Below are 12975 nucleotides of genomic sequence, written 5' to 3'. Positions count from 1 at the left end.
CTTTCCGTCAGCGTGCAGCTTGATTCGGGTGCGGAGGTCGTGCGTCGTTCCGGTGTAGAGCCGTTGATCTCGATCACTCCGCAACACGTACGTGTAGTACACGGCGCCTCCCTTGGCGCGAATAGTTGGAACGGCACTAGGGCTGCCCGTAGTCGCGCCGCCAGAGCTCCACGTACTCGATGGCGTTGCGCTTGATGTCGTCCAGCTCTTCCTGGCTCATCTGGCGGACGGGCTTGGCCGGCACGCCCATCACCAGCCAGCCCGAGGGCACCACCTTCCCCGGGGGCACCAGGGCGCCGGCGCCTACCTGCGCCCATTCCTCCACCACCGCACCGTTCAGCACCACGGCGCCGATGCCGATGCGGACGTTGGCCTTGATGGTGCAGGCGTGGACGACCGCGCGGTGGCCGATGGTGACGTTGTCGCCCACCAGGCAGGGGTGCTGCGGCGTCACGTGCAGCACCGAGCAGTCCTGGACGTTGGTGTTCTTGCCGATCTTTATGTAGTTGTCCTGATCGCCGCGCACGATCGTCCCCGGCCAGACGCTGGCGCCGTCGTCGATCTCCACGTCGCCGATGACCTGAGCCGCGATGTCCACGTAGGCGCCGGGATGGACGCGGGGCTTCCGGCCCGGGACCTCGCGGATCACCGTCAGGCGACCTCGAAGAGGCCGGCCGCTCCCATGCCGCCGCCGATGCACATGGTGCAGACCACGTAGCGAGCGCCGCGGCGCCGGCCCTCGATGAGGGCGTGGCCGACCATGCGCGCGCCGCTCATGCCGTAGGGGTGGCCGATGGAGATGGCGCCGCCGTCGACGTTCAGCTTCTCCATCGGGAGGCCGAGCCGGTCGCGGCAGTAGACGACCTGCACGGCGAAGGCCTCGTTGAGCTCCCAGAGGTCGATCTGGTCCATCTTCGTGCCGAAGCGCTCGAGCAGACGAGGCACCGCGAAGACCGGGCCGATCCCCATCTCGTCGGGCTCGCAAGCCGCGACGGCCAGGCCCCGGAAGATCCCCAGCGGAGAGAGCCCACGCCGCGCGGCAAGCCCCGCGTCCATGACCACACAGGCGGACGCGCCATCCGAGAGTTGGCTGGCGTTGCCGGCGGTGATGTGGCCCTTCTCGCCCGTGACGGGCTTGAGCGCGGCCAGGCCCTCCAGCGTCGTGTCGGGCCGGTTGCCCTCGTCCCGCTCGAGCGTGACCTCTTCCAGACGCGTCTGGCCCGTGGCCTTGTCCACCACGACCTTCGTCGTCGGGAGTGGCACGATCTCGGCGTCGAAGCGCCCGTTCCTCTGGCCGGCGGCGGTGCGCTGCTGGCTCACCAGCGCGTAGGCGTCCTGGGCCTCGCGCGTGATGTAGTAGCGCGTGGCCACGACCTCGGCCGTCTCGATCATCGACATGTAGATCTCCGGCTTGTGCTCCTCGAGCCACTCCTCCCGAAAGCGGTGGAGGTTCATGTGCTCGGTTTGCACGAGGCTGATCGACTCGAGCCCGCCCGCTACCACGATGGGTACCCGATCGACGATCACGCGCTGGGCGGCCATGGCGATGGCCTGCAGGCCCGACGAGCAGAATCGGTTGACGGTGACGCCGGCCGTCGTCACCGGCAGGCCGGCCCGCAGCGCAGCCTGCCGGGCGATGTTGTGGCCGGTGGCGCCTTCCGGCATGGCGCAGCCCAGGATGACGTCCTCGACCTCGCCGGGCTCGAGTCGGGCGCGCTCGACGGCGTGCTTGATGACGTGGCCGCCCAGCGTGGCGCCATGGGTGTTGTTGAAGGCGCCGCGGTAGGCCCTGCCGATCGGGGTGCGAGCGGTGGAGACGATGACGGCCTCGGCCATGGCTGGTCTCCTTTGGGCGCGATGATACACCGCCCGCGCTGGTCAGACGCTAGTGCCGTTCCAACTATTCGCGCCTAGGAAGGCACCGTGTACGTCGTTCGTGGAGAGATTTAGTATCAACAAGTTGGAACGGCACTAGGCGCATCGGGCGTAATGCTCGATGATGAACCCGGCGATGCTGTGACGGGCGGGGCCTTGGGGCAGGTCGTCGCGAGGGAACCAGCGCGCGTCCTCCAGTTCCTCGGGGTCGAGCGTGATCTCCCCGCCCGCGTAGCTGGCGACGAAGCCGACCATGAGCTGGCTGGGAAACGGCCAGTTCTGGCTGCCGACGTACTGGACGTCCTTGACGTCCACGCCGACCTCTTCCTTCACCTCGCGCCGCACGGCGCCTTCGAGCGACTCGCCGTTGTCCACGAACCCCGCCACCAGCGCGTAGCGCCCCGGCGCCCAGGCGGCCTTGCGGGCCAGCAGCACGCGGTCGCCGTCGCGCACCAGGACGATGACCGCGGGATGCAGATGCGGGTAATGCTCGTAGTGGCAACGGGGGCAGCGCTTGCCCCATTCGTTCTCGATCCGCTCCGTCCGCTCGCCGCAGCGCGGGCAGTGGCCGCTGGTGCTCTCCCACCAGAGCGCCTGCATCGCCATGCCCCCGAGCGAGAGCAGGTCGTCGGGCAGCCTCGTGCCCTGCATCGGCACCAGCGTCTCGCGGTGGAAGCCCGCCGGCACCTGGGCGTCCCGGGGGAGGCTCGTCACCCAGCACGGGGTGCCCCGGAACGTCCCCAGCCACAGCGGCTCCGGGAGCGTGCCGCGGAGACCCGCGGGACAGTCGCCGCCCGGCAGCGACAGCTCGCGCCCGTCGGTGGAGACGATCAGCCCCTGCTCCTGGACGATCAGCCAGTGGCCGCGCGGCTCCGGCGGCTTGGCGCCGCGCTTGGCGGGCAGGAAGGCCTCGCCGAGGCAGTCGCGGTTGAACGGCAGATAGACCGTCTCGGGCGTCATCGGCACCGCGCCGGTGAACCCGTGCGGACGGCCGGCTGATCGAGTACGCTCGGAGGAAGCATCGATCGCATCTTATGGTATCGAGGCAGAGGAGACCAGTGACACCCTTCGACCTCGCCCCCTTTCTCGACCGGCGGCAACGCTTCGCCGAGGCCATCGGGGACGCCCTGGCCATCATCCCCGGCGCCCAGGAAGCGCCCCGCAACGGCGACGTGCTGTACGAGTTCCGCCAGTCCTCGGACTTCTTTTTCCTCACCGGCTTCGACGAGCCGGATGCCGTCGCCGTCTTCAACCCGCAGCACGCCAAGGAGCGGGTCGTCCTGTTCGTGCGGTCGCGCGACCGCGAGGCGGAGATCTGGACTGGCCGGCGGGCCGGCGTCGAGGGCGCCGTCGCCATCTACGGGGCCGACGCCGCCTACCCGATCGCCCACCTCGACGAGAAGCTGCGCGAGTACCTCCTCGAGCGGCCGACGCTCTACTACCGCCTGGGCCACCCGGTCCACGACGCCCGGATCACGCGGCTCATCGCCGAGCTGCGCGCGGCACGCACCCGCGGCTATCCCACGCCCACCCGCATCGAGGACCCGGGCCCGATCCTCCACGAGATGCGCCTGCGGCGCTCGCCCGCCGAGCTCGGTTGGCAGCGCCGGGCCTGCGCGATCAGCCGCGAGGCCCACGCCGAGGCGATGCGGGTGGCACGGCCCGGCCTCTGGGAGTACCAGGTGCAGGCGGCGCTGGAGTTCGTCTTCCGCGCCCACGGCTCGCCCCGTAACGCCTACCCCTCCATCGTGGCCTCCGGGCCCAACGCGTGCATCCTGCACTACCACGAAAACTCCCGTCGCCTGGAGGCCGCCGACCTCGTCCTGATCGACGCCGGCTGCGAGTACGGCTACCACGCCTCCGACATCACGCGCACGTTCCCCTCCAGCGGACGCTTCACGCCGCCGCAGCGGACGATCTACGAGCTCGTCCTGGGGGCCCAGCTGGCCGCCCTGGAGGCCGCCCGGCCGGGCCGGCGGCTGGAGGCGGTCCACGAGGCGGCCCGGCGGGTCCTCACCGAGGGCCTGGTCGCGCTGGGGCTCCTTCCCCGCGGGGTGGAGGACTCGCTGGCCATGCACCACTACCGCGAGTTCTTCATGCACGGCACCAGCCACTGGCTCGGCATGGACGTGCACGACGTCGGCGACTATCGGGTGAACGGCGAGTCGCGCGTCCTCGAGCCGGGCATGGTCTTCACCATCGAGCCGGGCCTCTACATCGATCCGGAGCAGGACACGGCGACCTTCCACCTGCGCGAGTACAACGAGCACGAGATGTGGGAGCGCCGCTACCGCCTGGGCGCCGCCGCCGCCCGGCAGTTGGAGGAGGAGGAGAAGGCCAAGGCCGGGACGAGCGTCCATCCGATCCCCCGGGAGTTCCGCGGCATCGGCGTGCGCATCGAGGACGACGTGCTGGTCACCGCCGACGGCTGCGAGGTGCTCACCGCCGGCACCCCCAAGACCGTCGAGGAGATCGAGCGCGTCTGCGCCGAGGCCCCGCGGTACACTCGGCGAAGCCTCCCCTGAAAGGAACCACCATGAGAGAAGCGGTCGTCGTCGCCAGCTCGCGGACGCCCCTGGCCAAGTCCTTCCGCGGCTCCTTCAACGTCACGCGGCCCGACGAGCTGGCCGCCCACATCATCCGCGATGCCCTCGGCAAGGTCCCGCAGCTCGACCCGCGCGAGATCGCGGACGTGATCCTCGGTTGCGGCCAGCCTCACGGCTCCCAGGGCCACAACGTCGCGCGCGTCGCCGCGCTGCGGGCCGGCCTGCCCGTCACCATCCCCGGCACCACGGTCAACCGCTTCTGCTCCTCGGGGCTCCAGGCGATCGCGATGGCCGCGCACCTGATCCTCCAGGAGGGCGTGGAGGCGGCCATCGGCGGCGGCGTGGAGTCCATCACGATGATGAAGCGCGACAACGACCCGAACCCGTGGGTGAAGGAGCACTACCCCGGGCTCTACATGGTCATGGGCGACACGGCCGAGGTCGTCGCCAAGCGCTACAAGATCAGCCGTCTCGCCCAGGACCAGTACGCGCTGCTGAGCCAGCAGCGCACCGCCCACGCCCAGGAGGCCGGGTTCTTCAAGGAAGAGCTGGCGCCGATGCACGTCACGCGCGGCATCGTCGACAAGAAGACGGGCGAGATCGCCGGCCACGAGGACCACTACGTCGACCGGGACGAGTGCAATCGGCCCGACACGACGCTGGAGGGGCTGCAGACCCTCCCGCCCCACTTCGACAAGGAGAGCGGCCAGGGGACGGTAACGGCCGGGAACTCCTCGCAGCTCTCCGACGGCGCGTCGGCGACGCTCCTCATGTCGCGCCCGCGCGCCGAAGCTCTTGGCATCCGCCCGAAGCTCGTCTTCCGCGGCTTCGCCGTCGCCGGCTGCGCGCCGGAGGAGATGGGGATCGGCCCCGTCTTCGCGGTGCCGAAGCTCCTCGAGCGCCACGGCCTCCGGATCCAGGACATCGGCCTCTGGGAGCTCAACGAAGCCTTCGCCTCCCAGGTCGTCTACTGCCGCGACCGGCTCGGGCTCGACCCCGACAAACTGAACGTCAACGGCGGCTCGATCTCCATCGGGCATCCCTTCGGCATGACGGGCTCGCGCATGGTGGGCACGCTGGCCAACGAGATGCTCCGCCGCCGGGCGCGCTACGGCGTGGTCACGATGTGCGTCGGCGGCGGCCAGGGCGCGGCCGGCCTGTTCGAGGCGTGCCTTTGATCGGAGGGGGCGGACGTTACGGCCCCCTCCGAGCCTCCCCCCGGACAGGTTGCGCGGGCTCCGCCCGCGCGTCGATCACGTCAGAAGGGGCGAGACGCCCCCTCCGACCCCTCCCCGCACAAGCTCCTTGCGCGGGCGGAGCCCGCGCTCGAATCGCGTGCCTCTAACCCCGTGATGAGCGTCGTCCACGACTTCGCGAAAGCCTTCAACCGGCGCGATGTCGAGGCGCTCCTGGCCTGCTTCACCGAGCGCGGGACGTACGAGGACAGCTTCTACGGCGCGCACGCGGGCCATCCCGCGCTGCGTGCGATGTTCGAGCGCATGTTCCACGAGGGGCGCGACTACCGCTGGGACATGGACACCGTCGTGGAGACGCCCGAGCGGGCGGCCACGGAGTGGACGTTCGAGTACGTCGTGACCGACGTCGTCCCCCGCAGCGCGGGCCGCAGGGTTCGATTCCGCGGCATGAGCCTCTTCGAGCTGGCAGCCGGCCGGATCGTCGCCTACCGCGAGTACTTCGACACCGGCTGGGCGCTGCTCCAGCTCGGCTTCGCGCCGGAGTCGCTGGCCAAGGTCCTCCGCCGGAAGTACGGGGAGTAGTCTCATCGTCGACGAGGGGTGACCGGCGGCGCCGGAATCAGCCCCGCACGAGAAGGACCGTTCCCGAGGCGAAGAGCAACGCGAACACGACCCGCCGGAAGCGGATGTGGTCGATCCGGTTGAAGAGCATCACGCCGGCGAGAAGGCCGACGATCGCCGGCAGGGCGAAGACGGCGGCGAATCGCCAGACCTCGCGCGTGAGCAGGCCCGCCCACCAGTAGCCGGCCAGGATCACCGCCTGGTTCACAGTGAAGAACGCCTGGAGGTTGGCTTTCGTGGCGCGCGGGCTCCAGCCCTGCGTGGTCGCATAGAGGATCACCGGCGGTCCCGGCGTGCCGACGGCGCCGCCGATCATTCCCGCCAGCACGCCCGCCCCCAGGCCCCAGCTACGTCCCGTCAGCTTCTCGGGGTAGAGGCCGCGCCACTCGAGGGCGACGGCGGCGAGCAGCATCAGGCCGATCAGTCGGTTGAGGGCCGAGGCGGGCAGCGTCGCCAGCACCCAGACGCCCAGCGGCATACCGGCCACCGTGCCGATCACCAGATCACCGATGGCCCCGGGCACGACGTCGCGTCGGAGCTGGACGAACACCCCCAGCGCGAAGACGAAGGCGTAGAGCGTCATCAGCACGACAGCCGTGGCCGGCGACATCAGGAAGGGCAGTAACGCCAGCGAGACGAGCCCGATGCCGAAGCCGGCCAGCCCCATGACGAAGCTCGCACCCGCGACGATGCAGGCGCCGGCCACCCAGGCGAGGCTCACGCGCGCTATTCTACGGCCTGGCGATGACCTTTCCGAGCGGCCTTCGCGCCCTGAACCATCGAAACTTCCGCCGCTTCTTCATCGGTCAGGCGGTCTCGCTCGTCGGCACCTGGATGCAGTCGGTCGCCCAGTCGTGGCTCGTCCTCCAGCTCACCGACTCGGCCTTCAAGCTCGGCCTGATCGGCACCCTCCAGTTCGCGCCCGTCCTGGCGTTCGCCGTCCTGGCGGGCGCCCTCGCCGATCGGCTGCCCAAGCGCCGCCTGATCCTCGGCACCCAGACCCTCCTCGCCACTCAGGCGCTCGCCCTGGCGGCGCTGGTGTGGTCGGGCCACGTCCGGTTCTGGCATGTGGGCCTGCTGGCCCTGGTGCTCGGCTTCGCCAACGCGCTCGACATGCCGGCCCGCCAGTCCTTCGTGGCGGACCTCGTGGTCAAGGCGGACATGGTCAGCGCGGTCGCGCTGAACTCCGCCGCGTTCAATGCCGCCCGCATCGTGGGGCCCGCGGTCGCCGGCCTGCTGATCGCCCGGGTGGGCGTGGCCCCGGCTTTCTTGTTGAACGGTCTCAGCTTCCTCGTCGTCATTGGCGCGCTGCTCGCCACCAATGTCGAGGGACGTTCCCGCCGCGCCGCGCCGACGACGATCTTCGAGGAGATCCGCGAAGGGCTCGCCTACGCGCGCCATACTCCGCGCATCCGGTTCATCCTCAGCGTGCTGCTGGTGGTGAGCCTGTGCGTCTTCAACTTCAGCGTCCTGGTTCCCTTGCTGGCCCGGAACGTCCTCCACCAGGGCGCGGCGGGCTTCGGCTTTCTCATGGCCGCCATCGGGGTGGGGGCCGTGGCCGGGGCGCTGACGCTGGGGATGCTCGGCCGCCGCCCGCGCCTGCGCGTCATCGTCGGGGCCGGCGCGCTGGCCTGCGCGGCCTTTCTGGGCGTGGCCTTCGTCCGCGACTTCGGGGTCGCTCTGGCCGTCCTCTTCGTGGTCGGCTTCGCCGCGATCATCACGGCGGCCGGCTGCAACACGACGCTTCAGGTGAGCGCGCCCGACGCCCTCCGCGGCCGCGTCATGAGCCTCTACATACTGATCTTCAGCGGCTCGTTCCCCGTCGGGGCCTTCCTGATGGGGGCGATCTCCGAGCGCTGGGGCGTCAGCACGGCTTTCTTCGTCGGCGGCGCCACCGGGCTGCTGGGCCTCGCCGTCATCACGATCAGCTCGCGTTCGCGGCGCTGAGGTCGGCGGGCGCGGAAGCTTCCTCCCGCTCATACCCGCGGTCTCGCATGCAGCGACGGTAGGTCCAGGCCTGCGCCCCGCGCTCGACCACCAGTCGCCCGACGTCGAGGACGCCGCCGAGCAGGAGATCGGGCGTCCAGCCGGCGTCGTACGCCTCGCGGGCACACTCCGTCACGTCGAGCGTCACCTGCTGAATCGAGGCCGCGGGCTTGGTCCACTCCCGGCCGGCGACGTCGAAGGCCGGCGCACAGCCCACCAACAGCGTCAGGGCAACCATCGAAGCCGCGAATCTCATGGCGCTCACCGTGTCTTCGGGTAGCCGACCGCCTTCAGCGCCTCGGCGATCTCGCCGAGAATCGCCGGGTCGTCGATGGTGGCCGGTGTCGTGTACTCCAGACCGTCGGCGATCCTCTTCATCGTCCCGCGCAGCTCGACGGCGCCGTCGAGGAGCGGCTTGTAGGGGACCAGCCGGTTGACCTCGATGCCGCAGGACGCGGAGAGGATCAGCTTGGGCCGGGCGTCGTCGATCCGCGTGGCCAGCTCCCGGGCGGCGAAGCCGCCGAAGACGACGGAGTGGACGGCACCGATGCGCGCGCAGGCCAGCATGGCCATCACCGCCTCCGGCACCATCGGCATGTAGATGATCACGCGGTCGCCCTTGTCGATCCCCTGCCGCCGGAGGGCGCCGGCCAGCCGGGCCACCTCGTCCCGCAGCTCGCCGTAGGTGAAGGTCGTGACCGTGTTGGTGACGGGGCTGTCGTAGATCAGCGCCCGCTGCTTGCCCCGCCCGCGGTCGATGTGCAGGTCGAGCGCGTTGTAGCAGGTGTTGAGCGCGCCGCCGACGAACCACCGGTAGAACGGCTTTCGCGAGTCGTCGAAGAGCCGATCCCAGCGCTTGTCCCAGTGGATGTCTTCCGCGGCGGCCCCCCAGAACCCTTCGGGATCCCGCAGCGACCGCGCGTACACCTCGTCGAAGGCGCTCTTCATCCGCCCGCCCTCCCTGGCCGGAGTATAGCCGCCCCGCCCTGAACCGGCCGCGTCCTCGGGGGCGCCCATGTTATAACACCCAGGCCATGGGCTCGAACCTCGAGGACAAGTTCCAGACCCTTCACGAGATCGTGCGGGCGGCCCGGGTGAACCTGGCGCCGGGGCCCTGGGATTACCTGGCCGGCGGCGCCGAGACGGAGACCACTCTCAGGCGCAACCGCCAGGCCCTCGACTCGCTCGCCTTCCGGCCCCGCGTCCTGCGCGACGTCTCCAAGATCGACTGCACCTGGAGCCTGCTCGGCCGGCCCACCCGCCTGCCGGTCATGCTGGCGCCCATCGGCTCGATCGAGACCTTCGCCGCGGGGGGCGGCGCCACGGCCGCGGGCGCCGCCCTGGAGTTCGGCGTGCCGCAGATGCTGAGCTCCGTCTGCAACCCCGGGCTGGAGGCGACGGCGCAGGCGGCGCCCGACGCCTTCCGCATCTTCCAGCTCTACGTGCGCGGTGACGACGCCTGGGTGGACGACCACGTCAAGCGCGCGATCGACCACGGCTACGCCGCGTTCTGCCTCACCGTGGACACGGCGGTCTACAGCCGCCGGGAGCGCGACCTGGCCCGCCGCCTCGTCAAGCCCTGGCGCGTGCGGGCCGGCGGCTTCGCCTTCCAGGCCGGGCTCAGCTGGGACCATGTCAAGCGCTTCAAGGACACCCACGACATCCCGCTGGCGCTCAAAGGAATCGCCACTGCCGAGGACGCCGCGCTGGCCTGCGATCACGGCGTGGACGTCGTCTACGTCTCCAACCACGGCGGTCGCCAGCTCGACCACGGGCGGGGCACGATGGACGTGCTCCCCGAGATTCTGGAATCGGTCGGCGGCCGGGCCGCCGTCATCGTGGACGGCGGGTTCGTGCGGGGCACCGACGTCGTCAAGGCCGTGGCCATGGGCGCGCAGGCCGTGGGCATCGGCCGGCTGGCCTGCTGCGGGCTGGCGGCGGCGGGCCAGGCAGGTCTCGTGCGGGTCCTCGAGCTCCTGGAGGACGAGGTCAGGATCTGCCTCGGGCTGCTGGGCGCCGATCGCCTGGCCGCGCTCGATCGCTCCTACCTGCATCCGGCGAGTCCGGTCACCCGCCCGCACCTGACGAGTGCCTTCCCGCTGCTGGAGGAGGAAGGCTACTAGTGCCGTTCCAACTTGTTGATACTAAATCTGTCCACGAACGACGTACACGGTGCCTTCCTAGGCGCGAATAGTTGGAACGGCACTAGCTTACCGAGCGGTTCATTGGCCTCGAGCGCTATTTGCCTCTCGCCAGTCGGGCCAGCCCGGCCACCACATCGACCAGCTTGCTCGCCTCCAGCGGCTTGGTCAGGTGCGCGTGGTAGCCGGCGGCCAGCGCGTGCTCCCGGTCCTCGCGCCCCGCGTAGGCGGTGAGCGCGACGGCGGGAATCGAGCGTCGTTCGCCCTCCAGGCGCCGCACCTCCTGGATCAGATCGTAGCCGTCCCGCCCCGGCATCGCGATGTCGGCCACCAGGACATCGAACCGGGCACGGGCCAGCGACTCCAGCGCCTCCCCGACCGAGGCGGCCGCCGTGGCCCTGGCCCCCGACTCGACGAGCACCGTCGAAACCAGCTGCCGCGCGTCGGCGTCGTCGTCGACGACGAGGACCCTCACGCCCTCCAGCAAGCCCGGCGCGACACCGATCGCCGGCCATTCGTCTCGCTCGCGCGGCGTCGCCTCCAATACCACGGGCAAGTCGACCGTGAACGTCGCGCCCTGTCCCTCTCCTCCGCTGTCGGCCCGGATCAACCCGCCGTGGAGCTCGACCAGGTGGCGGACGATCGTAAGCCCCAGCCCCAGGCCGCCTTGCTCCCTGGTGCTGGTGGCATCGGCCTGCTGGAAGCGCTCGAAGATGCGCGGGAGAAACTCCGGGCTGATGCCTTTGCCGGTGTCGCTCACCTGAATGCGCACGTGCGCGTCGAGGCGCTCGAGGCGCACGGTGATCCTGCCGCCCAGCCCGGTGAACTTGATGGCGTTCGATAGGAGGTTGCCCACGACCTGCTGCAACCGGGCGGCATCGCCGACCACCGCCACCATCGACCCGTGATGGATGATCTCGAGCTGGATCGCCTTGGCCTGAGCCGCCGGCCGCACCGCTTCCACGGCGGCATCGGTGACGGCCGGAAGGTCCACCGGCCGCATCTCGACGCTGAGCTTTCCCGAGATGATCCGCGACACATCGAGGAGATCCTCGATGAGCTTTCCCTGCAGCCGCGTGTTGCGCTCGATCGTCTCCAGCGCGCGCACCGTGGTGGCGGGATCGAGCCGGCCCGAGCGGAGCACTGTCGCCCACCCGAGCATCGCGTTCAGCGGCGTGCGGAGCTCATGGGAGAGCATGGCCAGGAACCGGTCCTTGGCACGGTTGGCCTCCTCCGCCTCCGTACGGGCCGCCTCCGCGCGCTGCAGGAGCCGCTGCCGCTCCCGCTCGGCCTCGGTGCGCTCGGTGACGTCGTAGGCCAGGACCAGCGCGGCCGGCCTCCCGCGGAAGTCGAGGGGATGCGCGCTGATCTCCACGTGGATGAGCCGTCCGTCCTTGGTCAGGTGCCGGCGCGCTCCGAGGATGTTGTGCCCCTGGCGGAGCGCTCGCATCGTCTCCCGCGCCCGCGGCGCGTCGTCGGGAGGCCGGATGTTCAGGATCGTCATGGCCAGGAACTCCTCCCGCGCGTACCCGTAGTGCGCCACCGCGGCGTCGTTGACGGCGAGGAAGCGGAAGGTCGCCTGATCCACGACCCACATCGGATGCGGGTTGCTCTCGAACATCGCGCGGTAGGCCAGCTCGGAGTGCTGGATCGCGTCCCGGAGCCGGCGGCGCTCCGAGACGGCCGCCCCCACCGGCACCGTCATGCCGGCGATGGTAGCCATGAAGGCCTGGAGCAGGAGCAGCGATTCGTGCTGGCTGCCGATCGCGAAGGGACCGAAGCCGCGCACGGTGCCCCAGATCGCGATGCTCGACAGCAACAGAATGACCGTCGCCGCCTCCCGGGGGCCGAACCGGAACGCCGCCCAGATGAGCGGCGGGATCGAGAGGAAGGCGATCGGAGGGTTCCCCAGGCCCTCGAGGAAGAACCCGCCGCCGAAGACGAAGAAGCCGGCGACCCCTACCGATACCAGGAGGAGCGCGGCCTCGACACCGCGGCGCCAGTCCCATGGCACCGCGTGACCGCGGCTCCAGAGCACCAGCACCGGGGTGACGATGAGCGCGCCGGCCGCATCGCCGAGCCACCAGGTCAGCCAGATCCGCCCGTAGTTCGCCCACTCGGCGTAGCCGCCCAGGGCCAGGCTCGTCACCCCGATCGTCGCGCTCACGGTCGTGCTGACGATCGCCGCCAGCATGGCGAAGCGGAAGATGTCGGGGGCGCGCTCGAAGACCGTGCGGCCGCCGGCGAACCGGGTTACCAGATAGGCGCCCAGCAGCCCCTCCAGCGTGTTGCCCACGGCGATGCCGAGGGAGGTCGCCACCGACCCGGCGGTGGTGACGTTCACCAGGAAGGCGCCCACCAGGATGGCCGGCCAGACGCGATAGCCGGCCATCAGCAGCGCGGCCAGCGCGATCCCGGTGGGCGGCCACACGGCGGTGGCGCTGGCGTGGACGAACGCGAGCTTCAGGCCGAGCTTGCCGGCCAGGACGTACGCGACGAACACGACGGCGAGGAGCGGGAGGCTCGCCGCCGACGGACGGCCGAGGGTGGCCGCGAGGCTACGCATTCTGGACAGCTTACTTCTTCGCCCCCGGATCGCCTAGTGCCGTT

The 12975-nt window shown here is 70.5% G+C and carries 11 protein-coding genes and 1 pseudogene; 5 read left to right on the top strand and 7 right to left on the bottom strand.

What is annotated here, in order from left to right; all coding sequences use genetic code 11:
* Positions 1-136: 136 nt before the first annotated feature.
* From VGV13_02125 to nudC, 3 genes are all read right to left on the bottom strand, one after another.
* Positions 137-649 (bottom strand): gamma carbonic anhydrase family protein, encoded by a 513-nt coding sequence (locus tag VGV13_02125; protein ID HEV8639874.1) that lies wholly within the window; start codon positions 647-649, stop codon positions 137-139.
* A gap of 2 nt (positions 650-651) precedes the next feature.
* Positions 652-1836 carry an acetyl-CoA C-acyltransferase gene (locus VGV13_02120; GenBank protein HEV8639873.1) on the bottom strand — a complete coding sequence of 395 codons (1185 nt, stop codon included), beginning with the start codon at positions 1834-1836 and terminating at the stop codon, positions 652-654.
* Positions 1837-1971: 135 nt separating this feature from the next.
* Positions 1972-2835 carry an NAD(+) diphosphatase gene (nudC, locus tag VGV13_02115; protein HEV8639872.1) on the bottom strand — a complete coding sequence of 288 codons (864 nt, stop codon included), beginning with the start codon at positions 2833-2835 and terminating at the stop codon, positions 1972-1974.
* Positions 2836-2933: 98 nt separating this feature from the next.
* Between nudC and VGV13_02110 the strand changes: the two genes are divergently transcribed.
* The 3 genes from VGV13_02110 to VGV13_02100 all read left to right on the top strand — a co-directional run bounded on the left by VGV13_02110 (position 2934) and on the right by VGV13_02100 (position 6199).
* Positions 2934-4400, top strand: a complete 1467-nt coding sequence (locus tag VGV13_02110) for an aminopeptidase P N-terminal domain-containing protein (GenBank protein HEV8639871.1) — start codon at positions 2934-2936, stop codon at positions 4398-4400.
* 11 nt (positions 4401-4411) lie between these two features.
* Positions 4412-5599: a thiolase family protein gene (locus VGV13_02105; GenBank protein HEV8639870.1), complete on the top strand. Its 1188-nt coding sequence runs from the start codon at positions 4412-4414 to the stop codon at positions 5597-5599.
* A 174-nt stretch (positions 5600-5773) separates the two neighbouring features.
* On the top strand, positions 5774-6199 hold the full coding sequence (locus VGV13_02100; protein HEV8639869.1) for a nuclear transport factor 2 family protein: 426 nt from the start codon (positions 5774-5776) through the stop codon (positions 6197-6199).
* A 37-nt stretch (positions 6200-6236) separates the two neighbouring features.
* Here VGV13_02100 and VGV13_02095 read toward each other — a convergent pair whose 3' ends face one another.
* Positions 6237-6959: a sulfite exporter TauE/SafE family protein gene (locus VGV13_02095; protein HEV8639868.1), complete on the bottom strand. Its 723-nt coding sequence runs from the start codon at positions 6957-6959 to the stop codon at positions 6237-6239.
* A gap of 23 nt (positions 6960-6982) precedes the next feature.
* Here VGV13_02095 and VGV13_02090 point away from each other — a divergent pair, with 23 nt between their 5' ends.
* On the top strand, positions 6983-8185 hold the full coding sequence (locus VGV13_02090) for an MFS transporter (protein HEV8639867.1): 1203 nt from the start codon (positions 6983-6985) through the stop codon (positions 8183-8185).
* On the opposite strand, the gene VGV13_02085 is transcribed toward VGV13_02090, so the two are convergent.
* The gene (locus VGV13_02085) at positions 8163-8480 is read right to left on the bottom strand and encodes a hypothetical protein (GenBank protein HEV8639866.1); all 318 of its coding nucleotides are present in this window, start codon (positions 8478-8480) and stop codon (positions 8163-8165) included. The genes VGV13_02090 and VGV13_02085 overlap by 23 nt on opposite strands.
* 134 nt (positions 8481-8614) lie before the next feature.
* Positions 8615-9172, bottom strand: a pseudogene (locus tag VGV13_02080) (AMP-binding protein).
* Between the two features lie 86 nt (positions 9173-9258).
* On the opposite strand from VGV13_02080, the gene VGV13_02075 reads away from it, so the two are divergent.
* Positions 9259-10347, top strand: a complete 1089-nt coding sequence (locus VGV13_02075) for an alpha-hydroxy acid oxidase (GenBank protein HEV8639865.1) — start codon at positions 9259-9261, stop codon at positions 10345-10347.
* A gap of 115 nt (positions 10348-10462) precedes the next feature.
* Here the strand turns inward: VGV13_02075 and VGV13_02070 are convergent, their stop codons facing one another.
* Positions 10463-12931 (bottom strand): MASE1 domain-containing protein, encoded by a 2469-nt coding sequence (locus VGV13_02070; GenBank protein ID HEV8639864.1) that lies wholly within the window; start codon positions 12929-12931, stop codon positions 10463-10465.
* Positions 12932-12975 lie beyond the last annotated feature (44 nt).

Source organism: Candidatus Methylomirabilota bacterium (genome assembly GCA_036001065.1).
GTDB lineage: Bacteria > Methylomirabilota > Methylomirabilia > Rokubacteriales > CSP1-6 > MNEF01.
Note: the sequence above shows the minus strand (reverse complement) of the source record. Positions and strands in the feature narration are given on the sequence as shown.

Bases quoted from the DNA above. Each gene is read 5' to 3' on its own strand.
- VGV13_02120 (HEV8639873.1), bottom strand. From the start codon at position 1,836: ATGGCCGAGGCCGTCATCGTCTCCACCGCTCGCACCCCGATCGGCAGG.
- nudC (HEV8639872.1), bottom strand. From the start codon at position 2,835: ATGACGCCCGAGACGGTCTATCTGCCGTTCAACCGCGACTGCCTCGGC.
- VGV13_02105 (HEV8639870.1), top strand. From the start codon at position 4,412: ATGAGAGAAGCGGTCGTCGTCGCCAGCTCGCGGACGCCCCTGGCCAAG.
- VGV13_02100 (HEV8639869.1), top strand. From the start codon at position 5,774: ATGAGCGTCGTCCACGACTTCGCGAAAGCCTTCAACCGGCGCGATGTC.
- VGV13_02090 (HEV8639867.1), top strand. From the start codon at position 6,983: ATGACCTTTCCGAGCGGCCTTCGCGCCCTGAACCATCGAAACTTCCGC.
- VGV13_02085 (HEV8639866.1), bottom strand. From the start codon at position 8,480: ATGAGATTCGCGGCTTCGATGGTTGCCCTGACGCTGTTGGTGGGCTGT.
- VGV13_02075 (HEV8639865.1), top strand. From the start codon at position 9,259: ATGGGCTCGAACCTCGAGGACAAGTTCCAGACCCTTCACGAGATCGTG.
- VGV13_02070 (HEV8639864.1), bottom strand. From the start codon at position 12,931: ATGCGTAGCCTCGCGGCCACCCTCGGCCGTCCGTCGGCGGCGAGCCTC.